At 71.2% G+C, this 25,471-nt stretch carries 24 protein-coding genes; 17 read left to right on the top strand and 7 right to left on the bottom strand.

Features of this window, described 5'->3' with window-relative positions:
• Positions 1 to 98: 98 nt before the first annotated feature.
• The 4 genes from ABS772_RS14205 (at position 99) to guaD (ending at position 6,205) form a co-directional block, all read left to right on the top strand.
• A complete protein-coding gene (locus tag ABS772_RS14205; RefSeq protein ID WP_350395634.1) occupies positions 99 to 1,088 on the top strand; it encodes an ABC transporter substrate-binding protein in 990 nt (329 codons plus the stop codon).
• A 172-nt stretch (positions 1,089 to 1,260) separates the two neighbouring features.
• On the top strand, positions 1,261 to 2,076 hold the full coding sequence (locus ABS772_RS14200; protein ID WP_350395482.1) for an FAD binding domain-containing protein: 816 nt from the start codon (positions 1,261 to 1,263) through the stop codon (positions 2,074 to 2,076).
• Positions 2,073 to 4,838 (top strand): molybdopterin-dependent oxidoreductase, encoded by a 2,766-nt coding sequence (locus ABS772_RS14195; RefSeq protein ID WP_350395480.1) that lies wholly within the window; start codon positions 2,073 to 2,075, stop codon positions 4,836 to 4,838. Before ABS772_RS14200 ends, ABS772_RS14195 begins: the two co-directional genes overlap by 4 nt.
• Positions 4,835 to 6,205, top strand: a complete 1,371-nt coding sequence (gene guaD / locus ABS772_RS14190) for a guanine deaminase (RefSeq protein ID WP_350395479.1) — start codon at positions 4,835 to 4,837, stop codon at positions 6,203 to 6,205. The genes ABS772_RS14195 and guaD overlap by 4 nt, the downstream gene beginning before the upstream one ends.
• Positions 6,206 to 6,217: 12 nt before the next feature.
• On the opposite strand, the gene ABS772_RS14185 is transcribed toward guaD, so the two are convergent.
• The 3 genes from ABS772_RS14185 to ABS772_RS14175 all read right to left on the bottom strand — a co-directional run bounded on the left by ABS772_RS14185 (position 6,218) and on the right by ABS772_RS14175 (position 7,852).
• Positions 6,218 to 7,141: a LysR family transcriptional regulator gene (locus ABS772_RS14185; protein WP_350395478.1), complete on the bottom strand. Its 924-nt coding sequence runs from the start codon at positions 7,139 to 7,141 to the stop codon at positions 6,218 to 6,220.
• 146 nt (positions 7,142 to 7,287) lie between these two features.
• Positions 7,288 to 7,527 carry a hypothetical protein gene (locus ABS772_RS14180; RefSeq protein WP_350395477.1) on the bottom strand — a complete coding sequence of 80 codons (240 nt, stop codon included), beginning with the start codon at positions 7,525 to 7,527 and terminating at the stop codon, positions 7,288 to 7,290.
• Positions 7,528 to 7,612: 85 nt separating this feature from the next.
• On the bottom strand, positions 7,613 to 7,852 hold the full coding sequence (locus ABS772_RS14175; protein WP_350395475.1) for a hypothetical protein: 240 nt from the start codon (positions 7,850 to 7,852) through the stop codon (positions 7,613 to 7,615).
• A 59-nt stretch (positions 7,853 to 7,911) separates the two neighbouring features.
• On the opposite strand from ABS772_RS14175, the gene ABS772_RS14170 reads away from it, so the two are divergent.
• A complete protein-coding gene (locus tag ABS772_RS14170) occupies positions 7,912 to 8,166 on the top strand; it encodes a hypothetical protein (RefSeq protein ID WP_350395474.1) in 255 nt (84 codons plus the stop codon).
• 92 nt (positions 8,167 to 8,258) lie between these two features.
• Here ABS772_RS14170 and ABS772_RS14165 read toward each other — a convergent pair whose 3' ends face one another.
• The 3 genes from ABS772_RS14165 to ABS772_RS14155 form a co-directional block, all read right to left on the bottom strand.
• Positions 8,259 to 8,507 carry a hypothetical protein gene (locus tag ABS772_RS14165; RefSeq protein WP_350395473.1) on the bottom strand — a complete coding sequence of 83 codons (249 nt, stop codon included), beginning with the start codon at positions 8,505 to 8,507 and terminating at the stop codon, positions 8,259 to 8,261.
• Between the two features lie 294 nt (positions 8,508 to 8,801).
• Positions 8,802 to 10,172: a cytosine deaminase gene (locus ABS772_RS14160; protein ID WP_350395472.1), complete on the bottom strand. Its 1,371-nt coding sequence runs from the start codon at positions 10,170 to 10,172 to the stop codon at positions 8,802 to 8,804.
• A 63-nt stretch (positions 10,173 to 10,235) separates the two neighbouring features.
• The gene (locus ABS772_RS14155; RefSeq protein ID WP_350395470.1) at positions 10,236 to 11,141 is read right to left on the bottom strand and encodes a LysR family transcriptional regulator; all 906 of its coding nucleotides are present in this window, start codon (positions 11,139 to 11,141) and stop codon (positions 10,236 to 10,238) included.
• Between the two features lie 323 nt (positions 11,142 to 11,464).
• On the opposite strand from ABS772_RS14155, the gene ABS772_RS14150 reads away from it, so the two are divergent.
• The 12 genes from ABS772_RS14150 (at position 11,465) to ABS772_RS14095 (ending at position 23,941) form a co-directional block, all read left to right on the top strand.
• On the top strand, positions 11,465 to 12,445 hold the full coding sequence (locus ABS772_RS14150) for an ABC transporter substrate-binding protein (protein WP_350395469.1): 981 nt from the start codon (positions 11,465 to 11,467) through the stop codon (positions 12,443 to 12,445).
• 8 nt (positions 12,446 to 12,453) lie between these two features.
• A complete protein-coding gene (locus ABS772_RS14145) occupies positions 12,454 to 13,380 on the top strand; it encodes an ABC transporter ATP-binding protein (RefSeq protein ID WP_350395468.1) in 927 nt (308 codons plus the stop codon).
• Positions 13,377 to 14,171, top strand: coding sequence for an ABC transporter permease (locus ABS772_RS14140; RefSeq protein WP_350395467.1), 795 nt, complete (start codon positions 13,377 to 13,379; stop codon positions 14,169 to 14,171). The genes ABS772_RS14145 and ABS772_RS14140 overlap by 4 nt, the downstream gene beginning before the upstream one ends.
• Positions 14,172 to 14,237: 66 nt before the next feature.
• The gene (locus ABS772_RS14135; RefSeq protein WP_350395466.1) at positions 14,238 to 15,311 is read left to right on the top strand and encodes an aromatic ring-hydroxylating dioxygenase subunit alpha; all 1,074 of its coding nucleotides are present in this window, start codon (positions 14,238 to 14,240) and stop codon (positions 15,309 to 15,311) included.
• The gene (locus ABS772_RS14130) at positions 15,311 to 16,279 is read left to right on the top strand and encodes an ABC transporter substrate-binding protein (RefSeq protein WP_350395465.1); all 969 of its coding nucleotides are present in this window, start codon (positions 15,311 to 15,313) and stop codon (positions 16,277 to 16,279) included. The genes ABS772_RS14135 and ABS772_RS14130 overlap by 1 nt, the downstream gene beginning before the upstream one ends.
• 12 nt (positions 16,280 to 16,291) lie before the next feature.
• On the top strand, positions 16,292 to 17,263 hold the full coding sequence (locus tag ABS772_RS14125; RefSeq protein WP_350395464.1) for an isopenicillin N synthase family dioxygenase: 972 nt from the start codon (positions 16,292 to 16,294) through the stop codon (positions 17,261 to 17,263).
• Between the two features lies 1 nt (position 17,264).
• Positions 17,265 to 18,635: an FAD-binding oxidoreductase gene (locus tag ABS772_RS14120; protein WP_350395463.1), complete on the top strand. Its 1,371-nt coding sequence runs from the start codon at positions 17,265 to 17,267 to the stop codon at positions 18,633 to 18,635.
• Between the two features lie 5 nt (positions 18,636 to 18,640).
• Positions 18,641 to 19,228, top strand: coding sequence for an NAD(P)H-dependent oxidoreductase (locus tag ABS772_RS14115; protein WP_350395461.1), 588 nt, complete (start codon positions 18,641 to 18,643; stop codon positions 19,226 to 19,228).
• Positions 19,229 to 19,279: 51 nt separating this feature from the next.
• On the top strand, positions 19,280 to 20,851 hold the full coding sequence (locus ABS772_RS14110) for a class I adenylate-forming enzyme family protein (RefSeq protein WP_350395460.1): 1,572 nt from the start codon (positions 19,280 to 19,282) through the stop codon (positions 20,849 to 20,851).
• A complete protein-coding gene (locus tag ABS772_RS14105) occupies positions 20,851 to 21,669 on the top strand; it encodes a creatininase family protein (RefSeq protein ID WP_350395633.1) in 819 nt (272 codons plus the stop codon). Before ABS772_RS14110 ends, ABS772_RS14105 begins: the two co-directional genes overlap by 1 nt.
• Positions 21,659 to 23,305: a CocE/NonD family hydrolase gene (locus ABS772_RS14100; RefSeq protein WP_350395459.1), complete on the top strand. Its 1,647-nt coding sequence runs from the start codon at positions 21,659 to 21,661 to the stop codon at positions 23,303 to 23,305. Before ABS772_RS14105 ends, ABS772_RS14100 begins: the two co-directional genes overlap by 11 nt.
• Before the next feature lie 366 nt (positions 23,306 to 23,671).
• Complete coding sequence (locus ABS772_RS14095; RefSeq protein WP_350395457.1) at positions 23,672 to 23,941, top strand: hypothetical protein; 270 nt, start codon at positions 23,672 to 23,674, stop codon at positions 23,939 to 23,941.
• 71 nt (positions 23,942 to 24,012) lie between these two features.
• Here ABS772_RS14095 and ABS772_RS14090 read toward each other — a convergent pair whose 3' ends face one another.
• Positions 24,013 to 25,086, bottom strand: coding sequence for a BMP family ABC transporter substrate-binding protein (locus ABS772_RS14090; protein WP_289014280.1), 1,074 nt, complete (start codon positions 25,084 to 25,086; stop codon positions 24,013 to 24,015).
• Positions 25,087 to 25,471 lie beyond the last annotated feature (385 nt).

Raw genomic sequence — 25,471 nt, 5'->3', positions numbered from 1 at the left:
GGCCGCTCGCAACCGCTTCGAAAAACCACGGCCCGAAGGCCGCGGGGGAAAGTCCCGCAGGGGATAGGCTGAAGGAGGCTGAGATGGCAGGGAAAATGATGAGAGCGCTCCTCTGCGCCGGGGCGGCCCTGCTCGGGCTCGCCGCGGGCGGCGCGCGGGCGGCGGAGCGGGTGACGCTCCAGCTCAAATGGGTGCCCCAGGCGCAGTTTGCCGGCTACTACGTCGCGCAGGCCAAGGGCTACTACAAGGAGGCGGGGCTCGACGTGACGATCAAGCCGGGCGGGCCCGACGTGGCGCCACCGCAGGTCATCGCGGGCGGCGGCGCCGACGTCGTCATCGACTGGATGCCCTCGGCGCTGGCCTCGCGCGAGAAGGGCGTGCCGCTCGTCAACATCGCGCAGCCCTTCAAGAAGTCGGGCCTGATGCTGACCTGCCGCGCCGACACCGGCATCAAGACCCCCGCCGACCTGAAGGGCAGGACGCTCGGGGTCTGGTACGCGGGCAATGAGTACCCGTTCCTGGCCTGGATGGCCAAGCTCGGCCTCAAGACCGACGGCTCCCCCGGGGGCGTGACGGTTCTGAAGCAGGGCTTCAACGTCGACCCCTTGATCCAGAAGCAGGCCGACTGCGTCTCGACCATGAGCTACAACGAGTACTGGCAGGTAATCGATGCCGGCTTCAAGCCGGAGCAGCTCGTCGTCTTCCGTTACGAGGATCAGGGCGTCGCCGCGCTCGAGGACGGGCTCTACGCCCTCGAGCCGAAGCTGAAGGACAAGGCCTTCGTCGCCCGACTGGCGAAGTTCGTGGCGGCGTCCGAGAAGGGCTGGGCCTATGCCGCCAAGCATCCGGACGAAGCGGCCGAGATCGTGCTGGAGAACGATGCCAGCGGCGCCCAGACCGAGAAGCACCAGAAGCGGATGATGCGCGAGATCGCCAAGCTGCTGGACACGTCCGGTGGCCGACTCGATCCCGCCGATTACGACCGCACGGTCGCGATCCTGCTCGCCGGCGGCACCGACCAGCCCGTCATCACCCGCAAGCCCGAGGGGGCGTGGACGCATGCGGTGACGGCCGCCGAGGGCCAGTAGGCCCGGAAGGACGCTGCACGCGCGTCCCTTCCTCCTTTCGGGGAGGGGTTCGAAGCGGGGGGCAGAGCGGCGCTGCGCTCCGCCGATTGCCCGCAGACCCTGAAGTCATCACCTCGAAACCGTGTAAGCTCCGACGCCCGCCGTCGGACAGAAACTGGCGAACCGGCCTCCGATGGATCTCGACACGATCACCGCCGTCCTGAGCCCGGCTCGCCTCGACGAACTGCCCGCCTGGCGCGAGGGCGATGCGTGGCTCGCGGGCGGGACGTGGCTGTTTTCCGAGCCGCAGCCGGCTTTGACCCGGCTGATCGACCTGTCCGCCCTCGGATGGCCGGCGGCCGAGCTGTCCGGGGTGGGCCTTCGCCTGTCGGCGACGGGCACGATCGCCGAACTCGATCGGCTCGCTTTGCCGAGGGAGTGGATCGCGGCTCCGCTCGTCGGCCAATGCTGCCGGGCGCTGCTCGGCTCGTTCAAGATCTGGAACCGGGCGAGTGTCGGCGGCAATCTCTGCATGGCCCTGCCCGCCGGCCCGATGATCGCGCTGACCGCGGCGCTCGACGGCACCTGCGTGCTGCGCCGGCCCGGCGGCGGCGAGCGGCGCCTGTCCGTCACCGACTTCGTCCTCGGGCCGCAGCGGACGGCGCTCGCCCCCGGCGAGATCCTGCGCTGCATCGATCTCCCGGCCTCCGCGCTGCGGCGGCGCACGGCCTTCCGGCGCATCGCCCTCTCCCCCGAGGGGCGCTCCGGGGCTCTGGTGATCGGGACGCTCGACCGGGCCGGCGCCTTCGCCCTGACCGTGACGGCCTCGACGCCGCGCCCGGTCCAGCTCCGCTTCGATGCCCCCCCGGCTGCGGCGGCGCTGCAGCAGGCGATCGCGGCGGCGATCCCCACGGACGGCTGGTACGACGACGTCCACGGCGCGCCGGACTGGCGCCGGCATGTCACCGGCCTGCTCGCCGATGAGATCCGGGAGGAACTCGCCCGATGAGGCTCACCGTCAACGGGCAGGTCCAGGAGGCCGCGCCGCATCCCGGCCAGTGCCTGCGCACGCTGCTGCGGGATCTCGGCTGGTTCGGAGTCAAGAAGGGCTGCGATGCCGGCGATTGCGGCGCCTGCACCGTCCATCTCGACGGCGAGCCGGTCCATTCCTGCCTCATGCCCGCCTTCCAGGCGGAGGGGCGCGGCGTCACCACCATCGAGGGGCTTGCCGGCCCCTGCGCGCCGGAGGATGCGGCGCCTGAACACCTCCACCCGATGCAGGAGGCGTTCTGCGCGGCGCAGGGCTTCCAGTGCGGCTTCTGCACCCCGGGCATGATCATGACGGCGGTCGCCCTCGACCAGGGCCAGCGTCAGGATCTCGGCAGCGCGCTCAAGGGCAATCTCTGCCGCTGCACCGGCTACCGGGCGATCCGCGACGCCGTGGCCGGGATCGCCCATGCCGACGCGCCGCAGACCGCGGAGGGCGGGCCGGTCGGCCGCTCCCTGCCGGCCCCGGCGAGCCGCGCCCTCGTCTCCGGCCGGGCCGCCTACACCTTCGACACGGCCGTGCCGGGTCTGCTGCACCTGAAGGTGCTGCGCGCCCCCCACGCCCACGCCCGTGTCCGGAGCATCGACCGGGCGGCGGCGCTGGCTGTGCCCGGCGTGGTCGCGGTGCTCACGCACGAGGACGCCCCGCGCCGCCGCTTCTCGACCGGGCGGCACGAGAACCCCCTGGACGACGCCGCCGATACGGCGGTGCTCGATTCCGTGATCCGTTTCCACGGCCAGCGCGTCGCGGCGGTGGTCGCCGAGAGCGCGGCGGCGGCCGCGGCGGGCGTGCGGGCGCTGCGGGTGGAGTACGAGGTGCGGCCCGCCGTGTTCGATGCGGAGGCGGCGTTGCGTCCGGACGCGCCCCTCGTTCATGATCCGGCCGACCGCGACCCGCCACAGCCCGGCGCGGATGCGCCGCCGCTCCTCGCGCACCCGAACCTTGCGGCCGAGGCGCACGGTACCATCGGCGATGTCGAGGCGGGCTTCGGCCAAGCCGACCATATCCACGAGGGAGAGTATGTCTCGCAGCGGGTGCAGCACGTGCATCTCGAAACGCACGGGGCGCTGGGCTGGCTCGACGCGGACGGAAGGCTGGTCCTGCGCTCCTCGACGCAGGTGCCCTTCCTGACCCGCGACGCCCTGTGCCGCCTGTTCGATCTCGGCCGGGACCGGGTGCGCGTGCTCTGCGGACGGGTCGGCGGCGGCTTCGGCGGCAAGCAGGAGATGCTGACCGAGGATCTCGTGGCACTCGCCGTGCTGCGGACCGGCCGCCCGGTCTCCTACGAGATGACCCGCGAAGAGAATTTTACGGCGGCGACGACGCGCCACCCGATGCGGGTGCGGGTCAAGATCGGCGCACGGTCCGACGGGCGCCTCACCGCGCTCTCGCTGAAGGTGCTCTCGAACACCGGCGCATACGGCAACCATGCCGGCGGCGTGCTGCATCACGGCTGCAACGAGAGCATCGCCGCCTATGCCTGCCCGAACAAGCGGGTGGAGGGCTACGCCGTCTACACCCACACCCTGCCGGCCGGGGCCTTTCGCGGCTACGGCCTGAGCCAGACCATCTTCGCCGTCGAGTCGGCGCTCGACGAACTGGCGCGGGCGCTCGGGATCGACCCGTTCGCGATGCGCCGCCTCAACGCCGTACGGCCGGGCGACCCGATGGTGTCGACGAGCCTGGAGCCGCACGATGTCGTCTACGGCTCCTACGGGCTCGACCAGTGCCTCGACCGCGCACAGGCGGCCCTGGCGGACGATAGCGGCGCGCCGCCGCCGGGGCCGGAATGGCGCGTCGGCGAGGGCATGGCGATGGCCATGATCGACACGATCCCGCCGCGCGGCCACGTCGCCCATGCCCGCATCCACCTCGAACCGGACGGGGCCTACGCCCTGGCCGTCGGCACCGCCGAGTTCGGCAACGGCACCAGCACCGTGCACGGGCAGATCGCCGCCGAGGTGCTGGGCACCACGCCCGACCGCATCCGCCTGATCCAGGCCGACACCGACGCCGTCGCGCACGATACCGGCGCCTATGGCAGCACCGGCACCGTGGTCGCGGGCCAAGCGAATTTCCGTGCGGCCTCGGCGCTCGCCGACCGTCTCCGCGCGGCGGCGGCCGAGCGGACCGGCGTCGGCGCGGACGCGTGCCGCCTGACCCGGGACGGCGTCGAGACACCCGCCGGCCTCATCGCGCTGACCACCCTCGCGCAAGATGCGGTCTTCGAAGCCGCGGGCGAGGCCGACGGGACGCCGCGCTCGGTCGCCTTCAACGTCCAGGCCTTTCGCGTGGCCGTACATCCGCGGACCGGCGAGATCCGTATCCTCAAGAGCGTCCAGGCGGCGGATGCCGGCCGCGTCCTCAACCCGATGCAGTGCCGCGGGCAGATCGAGGGCGGGGTGGCGCAGGCGCTCGGCGCGGCTCTCTACGAGGACTATCGCTTCGACGAAGCGGGCGGGGCCGTCACGCGGACCTTGCGCAACTACCACATCCCGGCGATGGCCGACGTGCCGGTGACGCAGGTCCTGTTCGCCGACACCCACGACACGGTCGGGCCGCTGGGCGCGAAATCGATGAGCGAGGCGCCCTACAACCCCGTCGCCGCCGCCTTGGGCAACGCGATCCGCGACGCCACCGGCGTGCGGCTGACCGCGACGCCGTTCGCCCCCGACCGGATTTTTCGAAGCCTCATGGCCCTGCGCGAAAAGGCGGACGCGTGACGGCGCCACCGGCCCGGATTCGGGCGATCCGCGGACAGGCGGTGAGCCTGACCGGCAACCCCTTCCTGAGCGAGGATTGCCTCCAGCATGTGGCCGACGCCCTGATCCTGATCGAGGACGGACGCATCGCCGCCTTCGGCGATTTTTCGAGCCTGGCGAGCAGGATCCCGCCGGGGGTGGAGGTCGTCGCCTACGAGAATGCCCTGATCCTGCCCGGCCTGATCGACACCCACGTCCACTATCCACAGCTGCAGATGATCGCCTCCTACGGCGAGCAACTGCTGGCGTGGCTCGAGAAGTACACCTTCCCCGCCGAACTGCAGTTCGCGGATCAGGCCCATGCCGAGCGGGTCGCCAAGCTGTTCTTCCGCGAGATCCTGGGTGCCGGCACCACCACGGCGGTGGTCTACTGCACGGTCCATCCCGGCTCGGTCGAGGCGTTCTTCGCCGAATCGGCCCGCTTCAACACGCGCATGATCGCCGGCAAGGTGCTGATGGACCGCAACGCACCGGCCGGTCTCCTCGACACGGCGCAGCGCGGCTACGACGAGAGCAAGGCCCTGATCGCCCGCTGGCACGGGCGAGGGCGCCAGCATTACTGCGTCACCCCGCGTTTCGCCCCCTCCTGCACGCAAGCCCAGCTCGATGCCGCCGGCGCGCTGATGCGCGAACACGACGACCTCTTCCTCCAGACGCATCTGTGCGAGAACACCGACGAGATCGCCTGGGTGCGCGAACTGTTCCCCGACCGGGCGAGCTATCTCGACGTCTACGTGCAGTCTGGCCTCGTCGGCCCGCGCACGGTGCTGGGCCACGCGATCCACCTGTCGGAGGAGGATTTCTGCACCTGCCACGCGCGCGGGGCGGCGATCGCCCATTGCCCGACCTCGAACGGCTTCCTCGGCAGCGGCCTGTTCCGGCTGTTCGACGCCCTCGATCCGCGCCGGCCGGTGCGGGTCGGGCTCGGCACCGATGTCGGTGCCGGTACGACCCTGTCGCTGCTCAAGACGCTCGGCGAATCCTACAAGGTCGCCGCGTTGCGCGGCACCAAGCTCGACGCGGTCCGGGGGTTCTGGCTCGCGACGCTCGGCGGCGCCGAAGCGCTGCGGCTCGACGACCGGATCGGCCGGATCGCGCCGGGTCATGATGCGGATCTCTGCGTCCTCGACCTCGCGGCGACGCCGCTGCTCAACTTCCGCACCGCCACCTGCGGCAGCATCGAGGAGCTGCTGTTCGTACTGATGACGCTCGGCGACCACCGCACGGTGCGCGCGACCTGGGTCGCGGGCGAGCCGGTTTACGACAACCGGCGCGCGGGCGACCCGCTGGTCTATCCGGGGACGGACGCGGCCGGCTCCGGCGCTTGACCCCCTCCCCCGTCAAGCCGCCCGTACCGCGGCCTCGCGCTCCGCCTGCTCGACGAAGCGACGGATCAGCCAGCGCCCGGCCGGCCCCGGGGGATGGTCGGTGCGGTAGATCACGGTGAGCGGCAGCCGGCGGCGCCTGGCCTCGGGCAGGTTCAGCTCGACGAGGCGGCCCGCGGCGATGTCCGCCTCGACCATGTGCGCGGGCATGCTGCCCCAGCCGATTCCGGCGAGCAGCAGCGTGTGCTTGGTGCTGAGATCCGACAGCCGCCAGGTGCGGTTGGCGATCACGCCGAATTCCTGGCCCTGTGACAGCGGCGAGCGGTCGGTGATCACGAGCTGGATATGCTCGCGCGCCGCCCCCGGCACTAGGCCGCCCGCCCGGGCGAGAGGATGGTTCGGCGCGGCCACGGGCAGCATCTCGACGTCGCCGACGGCGATCAGTTCGAGCGGGTCGGTGTCGCGGGTCCACAGCTCCACGCTGATCCCGAGATCGGCCCGGCCGTCGACGACGAATTGCTGTGCCGCTCCGAGCGCCTCGACATTGAGGCGCAGCGACACGGTCGGGAATGCCGCCTGGAACGCGGTGAGCGCATCGACGAGCCGGGCGCCGGGCATCAGCACACTCGACACGAAGCCGAGTTCGGCTTCGAGACCGCCGAGCAGGCCGCTCACCTTGGCCCGCAGCGCGTCGATGCCGTGGGCGACGGTGCGGGCCTCCGCCAGCACGGCCCGGCCGCCTTCGGTGAGCTGGGGCCGGCGCGTCGCCTCGCGATCGAACAACGGCAGACCGAGCTGAAGCTCCAGATTGGCGATCGTGTAGCTGATGACCGAGGTCGCGCGGTTCAGCCGACGGCCGGCCGCGGCGAAGCTCCCGCTCTCGACGACGGTCAGAAACACCCGGAGTTGGTCGAGTGTCGGCGTCCCCGGTCCCTGCATGCGCTCTCCCCCGCGGCGCCCCATCGCCCCGTAGGGAGCCCCGCAAGCAAGGGCGACGCCGCGGCCGAACGCGGCGAAGCCGGCCCTCGTGCGAGGACCGGCTTCGAAGTCCGCCGATCGGGCATCTCGCCCGCGCGGAGGCCCGATCAGCGCGCGGTGCGCGCCCGCTGCACGGAACCCGTGGTCAGGCCGTCCGTCGGCAGGAGGCCGAGCCGGCTGTCGCGTGCCGTATGCCGTTGCACGGTGCCGGTTTCGTCGAACTGGCCGCCCGGCGCGGTGACGGCGGGGATGCCGGCCGGCGCATTGTAGCTCTGGGCGGCGGCGGGGCCGGTGATGCCGGCGACGAGGGACAGGGCGAGGGCGGAAGCGGTGAGGATGCGGGACATGGGACACTCCATCGGTTGGTGGCGGTGACGGGAGGATGGGCTTCGGATTTCGGCCGCCGGGCGTCTCGCCCGGGCGGAGGGTGGTTCAGCGCGCGGTGCGCGCCCGCTGCACCGAACCCGTGGTCAGGCTGTCCGTCGGCAAGGTGCCGAGCCGGCTGTCGCGCGCCGTGGGACGCTGCGCGGTGACGGCCTCGTCGAACCGGCCGCCCGGCGCGGTGACGGCGGGGATGCCGGCCGGCGCATTGTAGCTCTGGGCGGCGGCAGGGCCGGTGATGCCGGCGACGAGGGACAGGGCGAGAGCGGAAGCGGTGAGGATGCGGGACATGGGACACTCCATCGGTTGGTAGCGGTGACGGCTGGTTCGTCCGTCATCTGATGGAGTGAATGTGGACCTGCCTGAGCATTCCGAAAACTGGAATAAGATCGAACGGATTGTTCGACAAAATCGAAAAGCTGGCGTCGATCTGCCGGTCGGATCAGGAAGCCCGGGCATTGCTCGAGGGCGCGCATCGCCTCGGCGCGATCGGATGCCGCCGAAGCCCTGATCCGCCATTCCCGATCCCCTATCCCGAAGGCATCGATCGGATGGGGCATGACCCCTTGGCGCCTGCACCCGGAGGCGCCGGGATGGGCCAATGACCGGGATGGGGCCAATGAAAAGGGCCGGCCGCTTCGGTGCGCGGCCGGCCCTTGGACTGTCGGAACGGAGGTCGTCAGACCATCCGGATGCGTCAGCGCCCGGGAACGGCGCGGGCGCCCCGGACGGTGGAGCCGGTGGTGTAGACGCCATCGACGGAAACCGTGCCGTAGCGGCCGCCACGATCCAGGTAGCGCTCGACGTTGCCCGGACCGGCCGCGCCGACGAGGCCGCCCGGGGCGGTCACGGCAGGGATACCGGCCGGCGCGTTGTAGCTCTGGGCCGAGGCCGCGGTGGTGAGGGCGAGGCCGAGGACCGCGCCTGCAACGATGCGTGAGATCATGTCGTCAATCTCCGAGACTTGCTTCGGCGCCGCGGTCGGACCGGGTGACGCCGCACGTCCCACAAACTGAGCATCGATGCCTTGCAAAACAACATGAACTGCTTTGGATCTGTGCACATAGATACGGCACAGTCGAGGCGAAGGCTCGGAGCCGCTCACCGCCTCAGCCGGAAAAAACGAGTTTTTGCTTGGAGTTAGCGCGTCTTTGCGGGTTTTTTCGCCAAAGTGGGATCTCTGGCACGCATCTTTCGCAGCGCGTGCCGTTGCGCACGCCTGCGCTCTTCCCTCGCCCGTCTACCAGGGGGCGGCCTCACCGGTCAGGGCTTCGTAGGGCGGCAACCGCGCGGCGATCGGCCGGCCCGCGACGACGACGATGCGACCCGCATGCGACCGCGCGACGACCTCGTTGAGGCTGCGCGCGGGCAGGAGGATCAGGTCGGCGGGTCCTCCCACGCGGATCGTGCCGGCATGGGGAAGCCCCATCATCTCCCCCGGCACCGGCCCGGCGAGCGCGGGCGCACCGGCCAGCGGATGATCGAGGTGAAGGATGCGTACCGCCGCCCGGAAAGTGTCGAGCATGTCGTGGTCGCCGTAGGCGTAGAACGCGTCGCGGCAATTGTCGCCCGCGACCGCCACGGGCACGCCGGCCGCCATCAGTTCCTGGACCGGGGCGACGCCGCGCCAGCGCGGGGTGCGCCCCCGCTGCCGGTCCTGGAGGTACATGTTGACGGTCGGCAGCGTCACGATGCGGATCCCCGCCTGCGCAACCCGCGCGATCGTGGCCGCCGCCTGCGCATCGGGCTGGAGCGCGAGGCTGCAGCAATGCCCGCAGGTGACGCGGCCCTCGTAGCCGTGGCGCAGGGTCGCCCGCGCGACCGCGTCGAGGGAGGTCGCCGCGGGATCGCCGGTCTCGTCGATATGGAGGTCCACATCGCGGTTGCGCTCGCGGGCGAGGTCGAACAGGCGGTCGAGCAGGGCGTCGATCTCGGCCAGCGCCCCGCCGTGCAGACCGCCGGTCGGCCGGGTCACGCCGCCGATGAGCCCATCCGAGTCCGCGATCAGGTCGGCGAGCCGGCGCCCGTAATCGGTGGCGTAGGCGTCGATCGGGGTCAGGCCGACGCCCTGGAGCGCGATCCGTCCGGCCCAGGCCGTCCGCATCTCCCGGAACACCGCCCAGGTCGTTGCGGCTTGGTCGCGCAGCGCACCCTCCCCTGCGCTCTCCTGGCTGTCGAGATGCGTTCGGATCGCGCCCGTGCCGTGCGCCCAGGCGCAGGCGAGGCCGAAGGCCATGCGGCGGCGCAGATCCTCCGCATCCCAGTATCGGGTGCGGTCCGCCGTCGTGGCGCCGCGGGCGCCGGGGAAGTCGCCGTCCGGATTGGGCGTGCGGGCGACCGTATGGCCCTTGTCGAGATGGGTGTGCGCATCGACGAGGCGCGGCCAGACCTGCCGCCCGGCGAGATCGGCGGCCGGCAATGCCTCCGGCGACCCCCCGGCCGGCAGCAGACCGGCGAAGGCGCCGTCCGCGACGACGATGTCGATGAGCGCGCAGCCGTCCCCGTCGAGGGGCGCGCCGGCCGGCACGCCGCCCGTCAGGAAGGCGGCGGGCACGCGCGCGTTGCGCAGGCGGAAGGCGCGGGCCTCGGGCAGGAACGACGGCTCGGACATGGTTCAACCCTTCGAGGAAAGCCCGGTCGGCACGTTGGGAAGCGGTGGAATGCGGCCTGCGGCTCAGTCCGGAACGCTCTGGCGCTCGAACTCGGCCTGGATCCGGACCGCGAGGAGGTGAGCGGGCCCGTCGAGGGCGGAGCGGGCGCGCTGCATCAGCGACGCCCGCTGGAGGATCGCACTGGCATCCGAGATCGGCGTGAAGGCCAGCACGCCGCGGCGGATCTCCTCGCCGACATCCGAGAGATTGACGAAGGTGATGTGCGGCGGCGTCTGGGCGAGGCGCTTCATCAACTCGATCGAGTTCGTCTCGACCACGGGCGTGAAGCTCGTGCCCTCGGGCACGAGCAGTTCGAGCACGTCGCGCAGGGTCATCGAGCGGTCGGCGACGACGAGGGGATATTCGAGGCAATCGGCCATGCGCACCTGATAGCGGCCGTTGAGGGGATGGTCGGGCGCCATCACCGCGCCGAGCCGGTGTTCGAACTCGGCGATGCAGCGCATGCGCGGATCGGGCGGGAGGCGGTAGGCCAGAGCGAGGTCGGCCTCGCCGGCGAGGAGGGCGGCGGCAATCTGATCGACCGGCAGCACCAGAACCTTGACGACGATGCGGGGATGGGTCTCGCGGAAGGTGCGGATCACCCCCGGCAGGACCCCGGCGGCGATGCTCGCCATCGTCGCCACCGTCACCTCGCCGCGCGTCAGTCCCTTGAGCGAGGCGACCTGCGCCAGCATGCGCTCGTGGCCGTTCAGCGTGTCGCGCACGTGCCGCACCAGCACCTCGCCCGCCGCGGTGAGGCGCAGGCCCCGCGGCAGCCGCTCGAACAGCGGCGTTCCCATCTCCTCCTCCAACGAGAGGATCTGACGGTTGACGGCGCTCGACGCGACGTTGAGGCGCGTGGCCGCCCGGCGGATCGAGCCGCTGCGGGCGACCTCGTCGAGGTATCCCAGCAGGCGATGATGCAGCATGGGTTGCGGCCTCCGCCCGCGTCCCGTCGCGCACCCTCGGCGCAACGTGCCGGCATTCTGCAGGGAGCTTGCCAACTCCCCGTGTCCGGTCGCGCGCGGGCCGCGCCTCAGGTCCGGCGGAACGCGGCGGCGCTGAACGGTTCACCAAGCGCACAGCCATTCGGCAGCGTGCGGATTTTGCGAGCGTTGCGCGCGGAAAACGATGCTTTTCTTGCAGCACTGCTTCCGCTTCCCTCGTGTCGGGCAGTCTGGACAGGTCCGACGCGGCACGGTCCGTGCGTCGAGGAAACCGTCCCGGACAACGCGGCGGGGGACCATCACCGATGCGGTCGTTCAGGTTCGATACGGGGGCCTTCACCCTCCTGACAGTCACGCTGGCGATGGCCGGGCCCGCCCGTGCGGCGGACAAGATCGTCTTCCTGACGAGTTGGTACGCCCAGGCCGAGCACGGCGGCTTCTACCAAGCCAAGGCCACCGGCCTCTACGAGAAGGCCGGACTCGACGTCGAGATCCGCATGGGCGGGCCGCAGGTCAACGGCATGCAGCTCCTGCTCGCGGGCGAGGCCGACGCGATCATGGGCTACGACATCCAGGTCCTGCAGGCCGTTGAGAAGGGCCTGCCCGCGGTGACGGTGGCCGCCTCGTTCCAGTACGACCTGCAAGGGATGATGACCCATGAGGACGTGACCTCGCTCGCGGGCATCAGGGACAAGACGATCCTCGTCTCCTCGGCCGGCATGACCGCGTGGTGGCCCTGGCTGAAGAAGAAATACGCTCTCTCCGACGGTCAGGTACGGGCCTACACCTTCAACCTGCAGCCCTTCTTCGTCGACAGAAACGTCGTGCAGCAGGCCTATCCCTCCTCCGAGCCGTTCCAGGCGCAGGAGAAGGGCGTTCCGGTCAACTTCTTCCTCTTCGCCAAGGACGGCTACCCGCCCTACGGCACGACCATCGTCACGACGCGCAAGCTCGCCGAGACCAAGCCCGAGGCGATGCGCAAGTTCGTGGCCGCCTCCATGGAGGGCTGGAAGAGCTACATGGAGAATCCAGGTCCCGCCAACGCGCTGATCAAGACGGCGAACCCGAAGATGACCGACGGCCAGATCGCCTTCGGCATCGAGCGGATGCGGGCGCTCAAGGTGCTCGGCGGCGAGGAGAACGTTCCCATCGGAACCATGACGGAAGCCCGCTGGAAGGCGTCCTACGACTACCTCGTCGAGGCGGGGCTGCTCAAAGCCTCGACGGACTGGAAACGGGCCTTCAGCCTCGATTTCATGCCCGTCCTCTCGGCCAAGGCGGAGTGATCCGCGCGATGGCGGCCCTCGCTCAAGCCAACACTCTTCCCAACGCGCTTCCCAACCCGCTTCCGGCCTATCCGCGGGCGGCAAAGGCCGAGGCGGTCGCTCCCGCCCAGGAGCGGCCGACGCGGCCCGCCGCCAACGCGGCACCGGCCATCGAGATCCTCTCGGCCGAGAAGGTGTTCGCCGACGGCACCCGCGGGCTCGCCCCGGTCGACCTGACGGTGCGCGAGGGCGAGTTCCTGTCTCTGATCGGCCCGTCCGGCTGCGGCAAGAGCACCCTGCTCTCGCTGGTGGCCAATCTCGCCGAGCCCAGCGACGGGCGCCTGCTGTGGTGGCGCGGCGGGTTCAACGGCGTCGGCGCGGAGGGCCGGCGCATGTCGGTGGTGTTCCAGGACGCTACGCTGATGCCGTGGCTGCGCATCGCGAGCAACGTGCGCCTTCCGCTCGATCTGGCCGGCGTGAAGAAGGCCGAGGCCGCCCCCCGCGTCCAGGCCGCGCTTGATCTGGTCGGGCTCGGCGAGAAGGGCCGGAGCTATCCGCGCCAGCTCTCCGGCGGCATGCGGATGCGCGCGGCGATCGCCCGCGGCCTCGTCACCGAGCCGAACCTCCTGCTCATGGACGAGCCGTTCGGCGCGCTGGACGAGTTCACCCGCAACAAGCTCGATGCCGACCTCGTCGATCTGTGGTGGCGGCGCTCGCTCACCGTGCTGTTCGTCACCCACTCGATCTACGAGGCGGTGTTCCTCTCGACCCGCATCGTCGTGATGGCGGCGCGTCCGGGGCGGATCTTCGCCGAGTTGACCATCGACGAGCCGCATCCCCGAGGCGACGCCTTCCGCCGCTCGCCGCGCTTCGCCGAATACTGCCAGCGCCTCTCGTCGCTGCTGACCGAGGCGTCGCTGGCGAGCGATCCCGCCAGCGCGGAGGCGCGGACATGAGGAGGCCGCTGATCCAGGACCCCCGGGTCCAGGCGGCGCTGCCGCCGCTCGTCGTCGGCCTCGCGGTGCTCAGCCTGTGGGAGGCGGCCTGCCGCGGCTTCGCCATCCCCGACTACCTGTTCCCGGCGCCTTCCGTGATCGCCGCCTCGCTCGTCCAGAACGGGCCGGATCTGCTGCGGGCTCTGTGGAGCACGATGCGGGTGACGCTGATCGCCTTCGCGCTCTCGACCGTGCTCGGCACGCTCGTCGCCTTCCTGTTCGTGCAGAGCCGCTTCATCGAGCGCGGCTTCTTCCCCTACGCGGTGATGCTGCAGGTGACGCCCGTGGTGGCGGTGGCCCCGCTCATCATCATCCTCGTGCGCGACACGCAGGTGGCGCTGGTGATCTGCGCCACCATCATCGCGATCTTCCCCATGATCTCGAACACGACGGTCGGCCTGCGCAGCGTCGATCCGGGCCTGTCCAACCTGATGCGGGTCTACCGCGCGAGCCGCCTGCAGACGTTGCTGCACCTGCGCATCCCGAGCGCGCTCGGCTACTTCTTCGCCGGCCTGCGCATCTCCTCGGGGCTCGCCCTGATCGGCGCGGTGGTGGCGGAGTTCGTCGCCGGCACCGGAGGCCGCAGCGCCGGGCTCGCCTACGAGATCCTTCAGGCCGGCTTCCAGCTCGACATCCCGCGGATGTTCGCCGCGCTCTCGCTGATCACCGCCGCCGGCATCCTGCTGTTCCTCGCCATGAGCGGCCTGAGCCGCCTCGCGCTCGGGTCCTGGGGCGATCCCGAGCGCGCCTGAACCACCGCGACTCCCTCGAAACCATGCCGGAGGGCTTCACGCCGGGCATCACCACGGAGAGCTTCCATGCTGACGACCCGCCAGAAGCTGTGGCGCCACTACTGGTACGCGACTTTGCGCCTGTCCGACCTCGCGGACGGGCCCAAACCCTTCACCCTGATGGGTGAGAAGATCGTGCTGTTCCTCGACGGCGAGGGCGAGCCCGCGGCGATGATGGACCGCTGCTGCCACCGCACCGCCAAGCTTTCCAAGGGCTGGTGCGAGGACGGCCTGATCGTGTGCGGCTATCACGGCTGGGCCTATGACCGGCACGGCGCGCTCGCCCGCATCCCGCAGTTCAGCCCGGAGCAGGTCGTGCCGCGGCTCGCCGTGAAGAGCTACCGCTGCACCGCGAAATACGGCTACGCCTGGGTCTGCCTGGAAGAGCCCTACGCGCCGATCCCCGAGATCCCCGAGGACACGATGCCCGGCTACCGGCGCATCCAGCAGTTCCACGACGTGTGGAAGACCTCGCCCCTGCGCCTGATGGAGAATTCCTTCGACAACGCGCACTTCGCCTTCGTCCATCAGAACACGTTCGGGCAGATCAGCCAGCCGATCCCGGAAAAGTACGAGATCGCCGAGACCGATTACGGCTTCGAGGCGGAGACGATCATCACCATCGCCAACCCGCCGATGGCTCACCGCATCACCGGCACCGCCGAGCCGACCACCAAGCGCCACATGCGCAACAAGTGGTTCATGCCGTTCTGCCGCCGGCTCGACATCGAGTATCCGTCGGGCTTGCGGCACATCATCTTCAACTCGGCGACCCCCATCGACGACGGCACGATCCGGCTCGCACAGATCCTCTACCGCAACGACCGCGAGGAGGATTGCTCGACGGAGGCGCTGATCGCCTGGGATGCGGTGATCGTAGAGGAGGACCGCGACATCCTCGAATCGACCGACCCGGACGCGACGGTCGACATGAGCCGCAAGGTCGAGAGCCACATGCCCTCCGACCGTCCCGGCATGATCATGCGCCGCCGCCTGCTGGCAGCCCTGCACGAGCACGGCGAGGAGGAGGTGTCCGAGGCGGTGCCGGCGGTCTCGGTGCCGGTGGCGCCGACGCTGATGCCGCACGAGAGGGTCGCGTGATGGTCCGTCTTGCCGCTCTCCTCGCGACGCTTGCCGCCCTCGCGGCCTCGCCGGCGCTGGCCCTCGACAAGGTTTCCTACGGCCTCAATTGGGTGCCGGAGGCCGAGCATTGCGGGTTCTTCCAGGCCAAGGCGACGGGCCTCTACGAGCGAGCCGGGCTCGACGTGGAGCTGAGGCCCGGCAACCCCAACGTCAACATGCCGCTCCTCGTCGCCTCGGGCGAGCTCGACATGGGCATGGGGTCGAGCTTCACCACGCTCAACCTCGTCGCCAAGGGCATCAAGGCCCGCACCGTGGCGGCGTTCTTCCAGAAGGATCCGCAGACGCTGGTGGCCCATGCCGGCCAGGGCGTCGCCCGGCTGGAGGATCTGAAGGGCCGGCCGATCATGGTCGGGGGCTTCTCGCGCAACGAGTTCTGGCAGTTCTTGAAGGCGCGCTACGGCTTCACCGACGACCAGCTCAGGCCGTTCGCCTATTCCGCGGCCCCCTTCCTCGCCGACAAGCGGGCGGTTCAGCAGGGCTACATCACCGAGGACGCGGCCCTGCTCGGCAAGGCGCTGCCCGAGCCCCCGGTCTCGATCCTGCTGGCCGATTACGGCTACGACAACTACGCCACCTCGATCTTCGCCACCGACGCCTTCATCGCCGCCAAGCCGAAGATCGTCCGTGCCTTCGTTGAGGCGAGCCGGAAAGGCTGGGAGGCGTGCATGGCCGGCGATTACGAGCCGGCGATGAAGGCGGTGCTCGCCCTGGTGCCGACCGGCGGCGAGGCGCTGTTCCGGTTCAAGATGGATCAGATGAAGCGGCGCGGCCTCGTCGATGGCGGCGACGCGGCCCGGCTCGGCCTCGGCGCCATGACCGATGCGCGCTGGCGCTCGTTCTTCGACGTCATGACCCAGGCCGGCCTCTACCCGGCCTCGCTCGACGTCCGGCAGGCCTACACGCTCGACTTCCTCGCCCAACCCTGACGGAGCCCATCCATGCGGCAGGCGAATCTCCCGATCGTCGACATCGCCCCCTTCCTCCACGGCGACGCCGCCGCGCGGGCGGGTGTCGGGCGCGCCTTCGGGCATGCCTTCGAGACGACGGGCTTCGCGGTCGTCGTCGGCCACGGCATCCCCGAGCGCCTGGCGAACGACCTCTACGGCACGATGAAGCGCTACTTCGCGCAGCCGCTCGCGGTGAAGAGCCGCGACGCCGCACCGGAGAAGACCAAGGGCCGGGGCTACCTGCCGGTCGGCATCGAGAGCGTCGCCCGGACGCTCCAGGGCGAGACGCCGCCCGACCTGTGCGAGGCGCTGGTCTTCAACGCGCCCCATCGCGAGGGAGCCTCGGCACGGCCCAACATCTGGCCCGCGGAACCGCCCGAGCTGCGCGGCCTCGTCGAGGCGTGGCGCGACGCGATCCTGCGGCTCACCGGGCAGCTCACCGAACTGTCGGCGCTCGCACTCAACCTTCCGCAAGACTACTTCGCGCCCTGGTTCGCGGATCCGGCGCTCACGCTGCGCTTCGTCCACTATCCCGACCAGGCCGAGCCGCCGATGCCGGGGCAGCTCCGCTACGGCGCGCACCACGATTACGGCGGCCTGACGATCCTGCGGCAGGATGCGGCGCCGGGCGGCCTCCAGGTCGCCGACCGCGCCGGCAACTGGTTCGAGGCCGGCGTGGTGCCGGATTCCTTCGTCATCAATGTCGGCGACCTCCTGGCCCGCTGGACCAACGAGCGCTGGTGCTCGACCCTGCACCGGGTGTCGAACCCCGACCGCGCGCTGACCGGCTCGTCCGCGCGCCTGTCGATGGTCGCCTTCACGGCGCCGAACGAGCTGTCCGAAGTCGCCTGCCTGCCGAGCTGCTGCGACGCGGCCAACCCGCCGCGCTACGAGCCGGTCAAGGCCGGCGAGTACATCCAGTCGAAGCTGCGGGCTTCGATGGATCTGACGGCGCGGGTCTGAGATGGCGGCCCATCCCTCCCCCGGCGCGCTCGCGGCCCTCAAGGCGGATTTGTCCGGCCGCGTTGCCCTCGTCGAGGAGCCGGCGCGGGTGCGCAAGCGCTCGCGCGACTTCTTCTGGTACTCACCCGTCCTCGATGCCGCGCTGAAGGGCTTGTCCGGCGACCTCGTCGCCGAGGCCGCGAGCGAGGCCGAGGTGATCGCGGTCGCCTCGGCCTGCGCCCGGCACGGCGTGCCGCTCACCGTGCGCGGCGGCGGCACCGGCAATTACGGGCAAGCGGTGCCGCTGCACGGCGGCGTGGTGCTCGACGTCTCCGGCCTCGACCGGGTCGAGTGGCAGCGCGACGGGGCGGTGCGCACCGGCCCGGGCATCCGCATGAACCGGCTCGATGCCGCCCTCGCCGAGGGCGGCGAGGAGATCCGGATGCATCCCTCGACCAAGCGTACGGCGAGCATCGGCGGCTTCGTCGCCGGCGGCTCGGGCGGGATCGGCTCGGTCAATTACGGCCAGTTGCGCGAGCGCGGCAACATCCGCGCCGCCCGCGTGGTGACCCTGGAGGCCGAGCCGCGGGTGCTGGAACTCACCGGCGACGCGGTCAACGGCATTGCGCACGCCTACGGGACCACCGGCATCGTCACGGCGCTGGAGATGCCGCTGGCCCCCGTCCATCCCTGGATCGACGTCATCGTCGCCTTCGACGACTTCCTGACCGCGGCCGAGGTCGGGCTCGCGGTCGGCCGCGATCCCGCGATCACCAAGAAGCTCGTCACGCCGATCGCGTGGCCGCTGCCGCAATGGTTCACGCCGCTGCGGGGGCAGTGCCCGCCGGGGCAGGCGATCCTGATCGCGATGGTGGCGGAGGCGAGCCTGCCGGCCTTCCGGGCACGGGTGGCGCGCGAGGGCGGCACGATCACCCTGGAGACGCCGCTCGACGACTCGCCGGGCCGCACCCCGCTCTACGAGTACAGCTGGAACCACACCACGCTGCAGGTTCTCAAGACCGACCGGAGCTGGACCTACCTCCAGAGCCTCCATCCGGCCGACGGGCTGATGGGGAGCGTCGCCGAGATGGCGGCGCTGTTTCCCGACGAGATCGTGCCGCATCTCGAGCTCATCGAGTTCGCCGGCCGGCTCACCTATGCCGGCATCCCCCTCCTGAAATTCACCGACGCGGACAGGCTGAACCACATCATCGAGGCCCACGAGGCGCGCGGCGTCTCGATCGCCAACCCGCACGTCTACACCCTGGAGGACGGCACGCGGCACAAGCGGGCGGAGACCGATCAGCTCGGTTTCAAGCGGCTCACCGACCCGATGGGCCTGATGAACCCGGGGAAGATGCGGACGTTCACCCCCGCCGCTCGGCCGGCCTGACCGCCGTGGCGCGCGTCCTCTACCTCTACTGCCACCCGCTGCCGGAGAGTTTTCACGGCGCGATCCGCACGGCCGCCCTCGAAGGACTGGCCCGGGCCGGGCATCAGGTCGATCTGCTCGACCTCTACGCCGAGGGCTTCGATCCGGTCCTGACCGCGGAGGGGCGCCGAAACTACCACAACCTCGCCGTGAACCGGAGCGGGCTGGAAGACTACGTCGCCCGCATCCAGGCGGCGCAGGTGCTGATCGTGCAGTTCCCGACCTGGTGCTTCGGTCCGCCCGCCATGCTGAAGGGCTTCTTCGATCGCCTGATGATGCCGGGCGTGGCCTTCGACCTCTCGGATCCGAAGCAGGTCAGGCCGATGCTCGCTTCCCTCGAGCGCGTCATCGGCGTCGTCACCTACGGCCGCCCGCGCTGGATGGCGCTGGCGATGCAGGATCCGCCCCGCCGGATGGTGACGCGCTACCTCCGCTGGTTCGCCGCGCGCCGGGCCCGTGCCGAATACCTCGCGCTCTATCACCTGAACGTCGCCTCGGACGCCCGCCGCCGTGCCTTCATCGCCCGGGTGCGGGGGCGGATGGAGCGGCTGTGAGGCCAACGATCTCCTGCTTCCCCAAGGAACCCCGACAACCGGAGTCCCGCCATGCTGATGCATCGTCTCCTCACGCTCGGCGCAGAGCGCCATCCCGAGCGGCCCGCCTTCCACTGGGTCGATCGCGACCGCGGCCTGACCTATGCCGGTGCGGCCGATGCCATGGAGCGCATGGCCGGCGCCCTGCACGATCTCGGCGTGGGCCGGGGCGACCGCGTCACGATCTTCGCCCATAACGGGCTCGACTACATCGTGGCGATGCTGGGGGCGTGGCGGATCGGCGCCATCGCCGCCCTGGTGAACGTGAAGTTCGCCGACGAACTCACCGACTACTTCGCCGACCACACGCCGAGCGCGGTGGTCTACACCCACGACATGGAGGCGCAGGTGGCCGCGGCCTGCGCCGCCGTCGGCACGGTCCGCGCCCGCCTGTGCATGGACGGGGCGCAGGACGGCGCCCTCTCCCTGCCGGAGATGCTGGCGGCGGCCCTGCCGGCGCCGCCCGATCCCGGCGACGAGACCGCCATCGCCCACCTGTCCTACACCTCGGGCACGACGGGCAAGCCGAAGGGCGCGTGCCTGCGCCACGAGCCGACCGTGCGGGCCAGCCGCTGCATCGGCGAGCGGCTCCGGTTGCGGCCGGGCGACGTCTCCTTCGGCCCTTCGGCGCTCTCCAGCTCCTACCAGCTCGTCGCCAACCTGCTGCCGCCGCTCGCCGTCGGCGCAGCGATCAACGTGATGCGGTTCTGGACCCGCGAGGGCGGCTACGACGCGCTCAGCGCCCGCGGTGCGACGAGCCTCGTGGCCAACCCGCCGATCCTCGACGACGTGCTGCAGGAATCCCGCCGCCGCGGCGCGCCGCCGCCGGCCCTGCGCCTCGGCATCTCCGGCGGCGGGCCGGTGCCGCCGACGCTCAAGGCGGCGTGGCGCGACGAGCTCGGCCTGCCGCTGGTCGAGAGCTACGGCCAGAGCGAACTCGGCGGCTTCGTCGGCCTCGGCTACCCGGAACTGGAGCCGGACGATGCGCGGCTCGGGCGGGTCGGGCCGCCGCTGCCCGACAAGGAGGTCTTCATCCTGGGTCCCGACGACCGCAGGCTGCCGCCGGGCGAGATCGGCGAGATCGCGCTCACGGGCGGCTTCATGGCCGGCTACTGGGGCAAGCCGGACAAGACCAAGGCGGCGACGCGCGGCGGCTACCTGCGCACCGGCGATCTCGGGCTCCTCGATGACGAGGGCTGCGTGACGCTGCGCAGCCGCCGGGCGGAACTCGTCGAGGTGGCCGGGCGCCTGTGGTATCCGCGCGACGTCGAGGAGGCGCTGACGGCGCAGGCCGGCGTGGCCCAGGCGGCTTTGGTCGGCGTCGCCGATCCGGCGCTCGGCCAGCGACCGGTCGCCTTCGCGCAAGCCCAGCCCGGCGCCGTCCTCGACGCGGCGACGCTGAAATCCGCGATCGAGGGGCGGGTCCCCTACGACCTCGATCCGCTCGTCCTCGTCGTCGTACCGGATATGCCGATGACTCCGACCGGCAAGATCGCCAAGGCGGATCTCGCCCGCTCCGACCTCGCGCGGAACGCCGCCGAGAGCGCCGCCGAAAGCGCCGCGAAGAACGCGGCGGCAACGTGATGCGCCCCGCCTCGCGCTGGTGGTGGGACCTGACGACGGAAGACTTCTCACGCCTCGACTGGGCGCCGCTCGTCGCGATCCTGCCCGTGGCGGCGGTCGAGCAGCACGGGCCGCACCTGCCGGTGCGGGTCGATGCGGCGATCAATGCCGGCATCCTCGCCCGCGCCGTGGCCCTGATGCCCGACGACCTGCCGGCGCTGGTCCTGCCGATGCTGCCCGTCGGCAAGTCGAACGAGCACCATGCCTTCCCCGGCACGCTCAGCCTCTCCTACGACACCCTGGCGCGCCTGTGGATCGAGACCGCCGAGAGCGTGCACCGCGCCGGCTGCCGCCGCCTCCTGATCCTCAACAGCCATGGCGGGCAGCCGCAGGTGATGGAGATCGTGACCCGCGAATTGCGCGTGCGGCTCGGCATGCTCGCGGTCGGCAGCAGCTGGGGCGGGGTGACGCCGATGGACGACCTCTTCTCGGCAGCCGAGCGGCGCCACGGCATCCATGGCGGCGAGATCGAGACCAGCGCCATGCTGGCGCTCCATCCCGACCTCGTGCGGATGGAGCGGGCGGGGGACTTTGCGCCGCTCTCGGTCGAAATGGAGCGGGCCGGCGGCCTTCTGACGCCGGAGGGCCGGGTCGGCTTCGGCTGGATGGCGCAGGATCTCCACCGCGCGGGCGTCAGCGGCAACGCCGCGGCGGCGGATGCGCGGCGCGGCGCCGAACTGATCGAGCGCGCCGCCGCGGGCGTGGTGCGGCTGGTGCGCGAGATCGCGGATTTTCCCCTCGACTGGCTGCGCTCCGGGACCGCCTTCAATGCCCGCTGACACCCCGCTCGCCGTCGCCGAGCCCGAAACCGCGACGCTGACGCTGCCCGACGGGGTCGAACTCGCCGCCGACGTCTGGCGTCCCGCCGGCCCCGGCCGCCATCCCGTCCTGCTCATGCGCCAGCCCTACGGCCGCGCCATCGCCTCGACCCTGACCTTGGCGCACCCGGCTTGGTACGCGGCCCGCGGCTACCTCGTCGTGGCGCAGGACGTGCGCGGGCGCGGCGGCAGCGGTGGCAGGTTCCGCCTGTTCGAGCACGAGGCCGCGGACGGCGCGGCGACCCTGGCCTGGGCGGCGGATCTGCCGGGATCGGACGGCCGCGTCGCGACCTACGGCTTCAGCTATCAGGCGGTGACGCAGTTCCTGGCGCTCGAAGGCGCGTTGCGGGCGGGCACCAAGCGCCCCGATGCGATCGTGCCGGCGATGGGCGGATGGGACATCCGCGACGACTGGGCCTTCACCGGCGGCGCCTTCGGGCTCGCCGGCAATATCGGCTGGGCGAGCCAGATGGGAGCCGAAGTCGCCCGGCTCCGGGGCGATGCCGCCGCCTTCGCGTCGCTCGCCGCCGCGGCGCGCGGCACGCCCTGGAGCGGACCGGTCGCGGCGCGGCCCGAGATCCTCGCGCAGCATGCCGCCGACCACCATTACTTCGACTGGCTCGGCGACGATCCGGCCTACTGGGACCGGATCGCACCGGCCCGCCGCCTCGCCGGGAGCGACCTCGCCGTCCCCGGCCTGCATGTCGGCGGCTGGCAGGATTTTTTGCTCGACGGCACGCTCGGCGCCTACGAGGCCTTCCGCGCAGGGCCCGCCCCGCAGCGTCTCCTGATCGGGCCTTGGACGCACGCCCCCTGGGGCCGCCGGATCGGCGGCCTCGATCTCGGGCCGGACGCGGTCACGCCGGTCGATGCCGCGACGGTCGCCTTCCTCGATCACGTGCTGCTCGGGCGCGAGGATCCGGGTGCGCCCGTCCGGCTGTTCGACGTGGGGAGCCGCGGCTGGGCCGGCTTTTCCGCCTGGCCCGAGCCCGAGCCGACGGCGCTCCATCTCGCCTCCGACGGTCTCGCCGCCACCGCCGCGGGCGGTCGGCTCGCGGCGGCGCCGGGGGAGGCAGGCGAGGACCGCCTCGTGCACGATCCCTGGCGGCCCGCGCCGATCGTCGGTGGGGCCTGGGGGACGCCGCCCGGCTACCAGGACCGCGCCGCCCTGGACGATCGCAGCGACGTGGCGGTCTATGACGGCCCGGTGATCGCCGCGCCCCTGCAACTCGCCGGCCGGGTGGCGGCAGAGGTGTTCGTCGAGACCGCGGCGGCGAGCCACGACCTTCACGCCACGCTCTCCCTCGTGGAGCCGGACGGACGCGCGCTCACCTTGACCGCCGGCCATCTGCGGGTCGCCGACGCCGACGCGCCGGGGCCCCGACGCATCGCCATGCGGGGCGTGTGCTGCACGCTGCGGCCCGGACAGCGCCTGCGTCTGTCGCTTCAGGCCGCCGCTTGGCCGGCCTTCGCCGTCAATCCGGGGACCGGGAGCAGCCCGGAGGCGGCTGCGGCGATGCAGGCGCAGGTGGTCGTGCTCGCCCTGTGCCACGGGGCGGAGCGTCCGTCGCGGCTGCTGTTGCCGATCCTCGGGTGAGTCGGCCGATTGCCCGAACGGCGGCGGCACGGCCTTTGCTGCCGACGACGGCGCAAGCGGCGGCCATCACGGCCCTGCGGGAGCCCTCACAATGCGCTTGAAACGGGCCGGTCTCGGCCTCAGCCTTCCCCTCCTCGCTTGGATCGTCGCAGCCTCCTGTTTCGGCAGCGGCATCGTCACGGCCCCGGGTGCTCGCGCGCAGGGCACGGTGACGCCGCCGGCCGGCCAGTCTCGCATCACCGCCCCGGGCGGGCGGCGCGGAAAGGCCGCCCGCTTCCACCGGAAGCGTCACCGGTGAGTCGCTTCTCGGCGTCCATGCAGCCCGACACCACCTCGCCTCCCATCCGCAACCGGAAAGTCCATCACATGCGTCTCATCACGACTGCCGTCCTCGGCCTGTGGGCCCTCGCGGGCCTGGGCGGTGCCGCCTTCGCCCAAGGATCGACAGGCGCCCCGGCCGGCAGCCCGGGGGCGACCGCGCCGGGCGGCACGGAAGGAGCGGCCGCCGTCCCGAACGAGCAGGAGGCCATCGGCTCGGGCGACGCCATCCCGGTGGCACCCGGCGCCGGCGTACCGGTGGAAACGGCCCCGCCCCCGGCCGAAGAGCGCCGCCTGCCGCCACCGCCGCGTCCCTGACCGGCCTCGAAACGAGAAAAGGCGCCGCCGGATCGCTCCGGCGGCGCCTCATTTTCGGGAACCCGCGCGTTCTACTGCGTCAGCCGGTCGTCGATCCCCTTCACGTACCAGTTCATGCCGAGAATCATCGGATCGGGCGCATGCTCGCCCTCCTTCACGGCGACCGAGCCGTCCTGCTTCAGCACCGGCCCCTGGAACGGGTGGATCTTACCCTCGACGATCCCCTTCCTGGTCTCCTCGGCCAGCGCCTTCACGTCGTCGGGCATGTTGGTGAACGGCGCCAGCACGACCATGCCGTCCTTGATGCCGCCCCAGGTGTCATGGCTCTTCCACGCGCCCTCGAGGACGGCCTTGGCTTCCGCGATGACGTAACCGTTCCAGTCGTCGACGATCGAGGTGAGCTGCGCCTTCGGGGCGAAGCGGTACTGATCGGAGGATTGGCCGAAGGCGAGCTTGCCGGCCTTCTCGGCCTCCTGCAGCGGCGCCGCGGAATCGGTGTGCTGGGTCAGAATGTCCGCGCCCTGGGCCAAGAGCGCCTTGGCGGCCTCCGCCTCCTTGCCGGGGTCGAACCACGTGTTCACCCAGACGATCTTGACCTTGATGTCCGGGTTGACGGATTGCGCGCCGAGCATGAAGGCGTTGATGCCGCTCACGACCTCGGGGATCGGGAAGGAGGCGATGTAGCCGACGGTGCCCGATTTCGACAGCTTGCCCGCGATCTTCCCGCAGATGTAGCGGCCCTCGTAGAAGCGGGCCGAGTAGGTCGAGACGTTGTCGGCGCGCTTGTAGCCGGTGGCGTGTTCGAACTTCACCTTGGGAAACTTCTTGGCGACCTTCAGGGTCGGCTCCATGAAGCCGAAGGAGGTCGTGAAGATCAGGCCGGCGCCCGAACGGGCGAGCTTCTCGATCGCGCGCTCGCTGTCGGCCTCGGGCACGTTTTCGAGGAAGGTCGTCTCGACCTTGTCGGGCAGCGCCTCGGCCAGCGCCTTGCGGCTGAGGTCGTGCTGGTAGGAGTAGCCGTAATCGGCGACCGGGCCGACATAGACGAAGCCCACCTTGAGCTTGTCCGCCGCCCGCACCGGAGCCGCCGCGACGGCCGCGCACAGAAGTGCTCCGGCCACGCGCGTGACGATGCTGCCCATCATGATTGTCTGCCCCTTTTCGACGGCGTTGTCCGCCGCGGCTTGCCGGCGCCGCGCATGGGCGCTCGGGGCATTTCGGAGCAAGACCAGGGCCAAGAGGAGCCGCGGAAGCGGGGCAGGCCGGCGAACGCACGCGGCATCCGCTTGATCGCAGGGGTGTCCTCCCTCGTCGTCGCGAGGCGGAGCCGAAGTGATCCAGGGCGCGCCCTCTTCCGGGGGAGTCGTGCCCTGGATTGCCACGGCTTCGCCTCGCGGTGACGGCGTCCGGACGGTTCATACCGTTTCCGGTTTATCGCTTCGGTTCAGCCCCAACCCCCGTCATCCCGGGGCCGCGCAGCGGAACCCGGGATCCACCCGTGATGCGCGGCTGGAATATGGCGTCCAGGCC

This window comes from Methylorubrum podarium (assembly GCF_040270385.1).
Classification (GTDB): domain Bacteria; phylum Pseudomonadota; class Alphaproteobacteria; order Rhizobiales; family Beijerinckiaceae; genus Methylobacterium; species Methylobacterium podarium.
The sequence above is the reverse complement of the archived record's forward strand: the minus strand, read 5'-3'. Positions and strand labels throughout refer to the sequence as shown.